This window comes from Gemmatimonadota bacterium, from assembly GCA_022560615.1.
In the GTDB taxonomy this organism is placed as follows: Bacteria; Gemmatimonadota; Gemmatimonadetes; order Longimicrobiales; family Gaopeijiaceae; genus UBA1138.
This window is the reverse complement of record JADFSR010000093.1, coordinates 1-3,709: the sequence shown is the minus strand read 5'-3', so window position 1 is coordinate 3,709 and position 3,709 is coordinate 1. Positions and strand designations below refer to the sequence as shown.

5 protein-coding genes are annotated in these 3,709 nt (G+C 62.0%); 4 read left to right on the top strand and 1 reads right to left on the bottom strand.

Translation table 11 applies throughout. The features are described 5' to 3' along the window. Positions 1 to 53: 53 nt before the first annotated feature. Together IIB36_20365 and IIB36_20360 are read left to right on the top strand one after the other, a co-directional pair. The gene (locus IIB36_20365) at positions 54 to 626 is read left to right on the top strand and encodes an ATP-binding protein (GenBank protein MCH7534094.1); all 573 of its coding nucleotides are present in this window, start codon (positions 54 to 56) and stop codon (positions 624 to 626) included. A 15-nt stretch (positions 627 to 641) separates the two neighbouring features. Then, positions 642 to 995, top strand: coding sequence for a putative DNA binding domain-containing protein (locus IIB36_20360; protein MCH7534093.1), 354 nt, complete (start codon positions 642 to 644; stop codon positions 993 to 995). Positions 996 to 1,202: 207 nt separating this feature from the next. Here the strand turns inward: IIB36_20360 and IIB36_20355 are convergent, their stop codons facing one another. Next, positions 1,203 to 2,606 carry an IS1380 family transposase gene (locus tag IIB36_20355; protein ID MCH7534092.1) on the bottom strand — a complete coding sequence of 468 codons (1,404 nt, stop codon included), beginning with the start codon at positions 2,604 to 2,606 and terminating at the stop codon, positions 1,203 to 1,205. Between the two features lie 320 nt (positions 2,607 to 2,926). On the opposite strand from IIB36_20355, the gene IIB36_20350 reads away from it, so the two are divergent. Both IIB36_20350 and IIB36_20345 read left to right on the top strand, forming a co-directional pair. Beyond that, the gene (locus IIB36_20350; protein ID MCH7534091.1) at positions 2,927 to 3,262 is read left to right on the top strand and encodes a hypothetical protein; all 336 of its coding nucleotides are present in this window, start codon (positions 2,927 to 2,929) and stop codon (positions 3,260 to 3,262) included. Between the two features lie 131 nt (positions 3,263 to 3,393). Then, a partial coding sequence (locus tag IIB36_20345) for a hypothetical protein (GenBank protein MCH7534090.1) occupies positions 3,394 to 3,709 on the top strand: 316 nt, incomplete at its 3' end.

The following is a 3,709-nucleotide window of genomic DNA, read 5'->3' as shown; positions in this document are numbered from 1 at the left end:
AAGGGTTCCTGCAGGGCCTCAAGCAAAAGGGTATCACCCGGTGGTGGAACGACGTGGATCCCACCCGACGCCCTTCGCCGGACCAACTGTTCACCAAGCTTCAAGCGGGCCGACTCAGCGACCTCGGTGTATCATCTACCGTCGAGGAACGATTTCAGGAAGTGATGACCCAGTCGAAGCGCTACGAGTTGCGGGCGCTGCGAAGCCCCGACGAGTATGTGCTCGAGCTGCGTGTCGGTGATTCCGAGTATCGCGAGGCCAGGCAGCTTTCGGGCGGGAAGCGGGTGAGCCTCCTGCTCACGCTGCTCTTGAAGGCCGACGATGACAGGCCCTTGGTCATCGACCAGCCCGAAGATGAGCTTGACAACCGTTTCCTTTGGGAGACGGTGCTGCCGGCGTTGCGCCGGCTCAAGGGTCGCCGACAAGTCATCGTGGCAACCCACGACGCGAACATCGTAGTCAACGGAGACGCCGACCTCGTGGTACAGCTCGAGGCAGACGCGGACCATGGCCATGTGGCCGTGTCTGGTGCCATCGAAGATCCAGCGGTTCGGACGGCGATCGTTGAGACCGTCGATGGGGGTGAGGAGGCGTTCGAACTCCGCAAAGCCAAGTACGGTTTCTGATAGGGGAGAGTCGGGATGAACTGGTTGGACATTCTCGAACGCATCAACCAAGGTGAGGACGACAGTACCGAGTTCAAGCGCGACGCTGTCGATCTGAGGCCTATCGGGCGCGCGATCGCCGCTTTCGCTAACACGGGCGGTGGGGTCGTCGTGCTGGGCGTGGACAACGCGCAAACAATCGTAGGTGTGAGGACGGACGCGGAGGCTGTATCCGAACGGCTCACCAGCTTCCTACACACGGGACTCAGCGCCCCCGTCCAGGCGAGACTCGGCCGACACGAGGACCCACAGGGTTGGGTACACTGGATCGAGGTCCCCCGTCAACGTGGCTTCGAGCCCTTACGTCAACCTAAATTGAGCGATTCGTGAGTCGCGCAGCAAATGTGCGGTGCGATGGGTGGTGCTGGAGTGCGGAGGGGAGCGAGGGGAGCCGACGCGCCTGGAATTAGCGGTTTCCGGATGGTCGGAGGTGCTTTGGGATGCGATTTCGGGGCAAACAGGTGCGGTTGGACGCACGAGTCCCGGCACCGGCATCAGCCGGAGTTGACATTCAAGTAGCGGCCAAGGAGCGTGCGTCTACGCCCAAGCGAAGCGAGGAGGCGCTCGGCTCAGTTCCCAGAGCTTTGGGATCTGGAGTTCGTTCCATGTAGCGCGTGTGACCTTGAGGATCCTGCGGCCACCTGAGCGGACGATCTTGGCCGCGAAGTCGATCACCGTACGGCGTAGCTTCGTGGGGTAGGCGGTGATGGGCACCACGGACTCGGTGACGTCCTCCTTGAAGCACTCGTAGAGGAAGAAGGCGACGGCCATGGTGTAGTAGAACGCAGCGTTGGCTGCGAAGCGTTTGAAGGGCAGGGTCTCGCTACCGAACTCCTTGAGCGCGCGGTGCACGAGCTCGTCGGCGCCCCGGCTGTGGTGGAGCCGGATGATGTGCTCGGGTTCGATCCACTCGATCAGACCCGCGGCGTCGAGCATCACGTCGATGTCCTCGCCCATGCCGAGGTTCGTGTAGAGGAGGGTGTCGGGTCGCGCGAAGTCGAGGAGCCACTGGCCGTCCTCGGCCAGTGGCCGAGTCAACAGAGCCCGTCGTCCTTTCTTCCATTTTCCCCTGCGGTCTCCGAACTCGAGATAGTGCCAGACCTTGTCCGGTCTCTTGTATTCAGACCACGCATAGGCAGGGACCTGAGCCGCGTAGGCCTTGATGTCGGGGTAGAGCTTGCCCACGCAGACGTAGCCGATGCCGAGTTCCTCGAAGAACTCGAAGAGCTTCTGGTCGAAGAAGCCACTGTCGAGACGCAAGACGATGGGCACATCACTGCGATAGTGCTTGCGGATCAGCGTCACCACGTGGCGCACCATGTGCTCCACACTGTTGCCGGAGTTGGAGTGCTTCTTGCCGCCCCGAAAGACAGCATCGATGAGGAAGCGGCCCCAGGTCATCTGAAGCGGGGCAAAGCCCTTCACCTTCTTGTAGGTGGGCTCAACACCGTGGCGTACGTGGGCCTCGTCGTTGTCCATGACCATCGCGTCGATGCCGAGGATCACGACGGGTGGAGCTTCGAGCTTGAGCCGCCACAAGAACAGGTGCTGTAGCAGGCGACGGAAAAGCCACATCCGGTACCACGAGAAGGATCCCATGAAGCGCTTGATGGCATGCGACGAGGCCATCTGGTCCGGCGAAGTCTCGATCGCGGCGGCGTAGCCATCGTCCCGCTTCAGTTCGTCGAAGCGCACAAGATGCCGACTCGTCCCGTCGAGGAAAAAACAGAACAGCTGGTGGAAGAGGACCGTCACGGGAAGTCCTTTCGAGCTCTTACGCAACGAGCCGAACAGGCGATCGATGTCGCCGAAGAGTTCGAGGTTGCGAAGGTAGCGACTGAACAGAACCAAGCCGCCTCGACCCGTCAGCGTGTCGGACGTGATCTCGACACCATCGAACAGCGGTGCCGTGGCATTGCGCGAGGAGAGCGACTCGACGATCATCTCTTGGCACCCTTTGGGTTGAGGGCGGCTGCTACCGCCACTGGCTATAACTTCTTGTGCACCAGTAACTTAACCCAAGGGGTGTGCTTTTTCTACCCCGAGAATCGCTCAGTTTAGGTGGACACCTCGGACGAATGGATCGTCGAGCGTACTGGAATCCGAGAGCGTCGGTGGGTGACGGGATGGGATGAGTGGCACCGAGATGGCGCGGAGAGCTTGGCCGATACGCCGAGACGCTGTGGACGGAGGCTGCCTCGTCCCGCAAGAACCCGCGTATTTCGGCGGAGGACATCGAGGCCGGGCGTCACTTCCCGACGATGACCGGCAAGGACGTCTTCAAGCACGCCGTGACCCGGATGCCCGAGGTGGTCCAGGAGGCTTTGGCTGCGAACGATCTCGAGGTCGCCGATATCGACCTCCTCATCCCTCACCAGGCGAATCTGAGAATCTCGAAAATGGTGCAGCACCGGTTGGGCCTGCCCGACCACAAGGTCGTCAACAACATCGATCGCTACGGCGACACGACCGCCGCGACCATCCCGATCGCTCTGGCCGAAGCGGTTCGGGCCGACCGCCTTCATGCGGGGGACCTGCTGTGTTTGGTGGCCTTCGGCTCCGGCTTTACCTGGGGCTCTGCGCTGATCCGCTGGTAAGAGCCCGTCGATACTCGGGACCCCGCCGGGCGCGTCTTGTCTCGGTTACTGCGCCTCCCCTGCCCGTGGACGCTCGGAATCACCGTGATTATTGTGTTGGGCTCTAGGACCACTGTCTCGAGAGGCACGGAATGGCGCTGACCAAGAAGCAACTGGACCACATTGAGAAGCGTCTGCTCGACGAGCGGGCGCGGGCGCTGAAGGCGCTTGGCCTCTTCGACAAGCGAAGCCAGTCCGACCGGGAGACTACCGATTCGGAGCTCTCGAGCTATACCGATCACATGGCGGACCAGGGCACGGAGGCCCAGGAGCGAGAGAAGGCTGCGGCCTTCGCGACGAAGGAAGGCCGTTACCTCTACCGCCTCGAAGAGGCGCTTCGGCGGTTGTACGCCGAGCCGGAGAAGTTCGGGTCGTGTCACACCTGCGGAGCCGAGGTCGGCTTCGAGC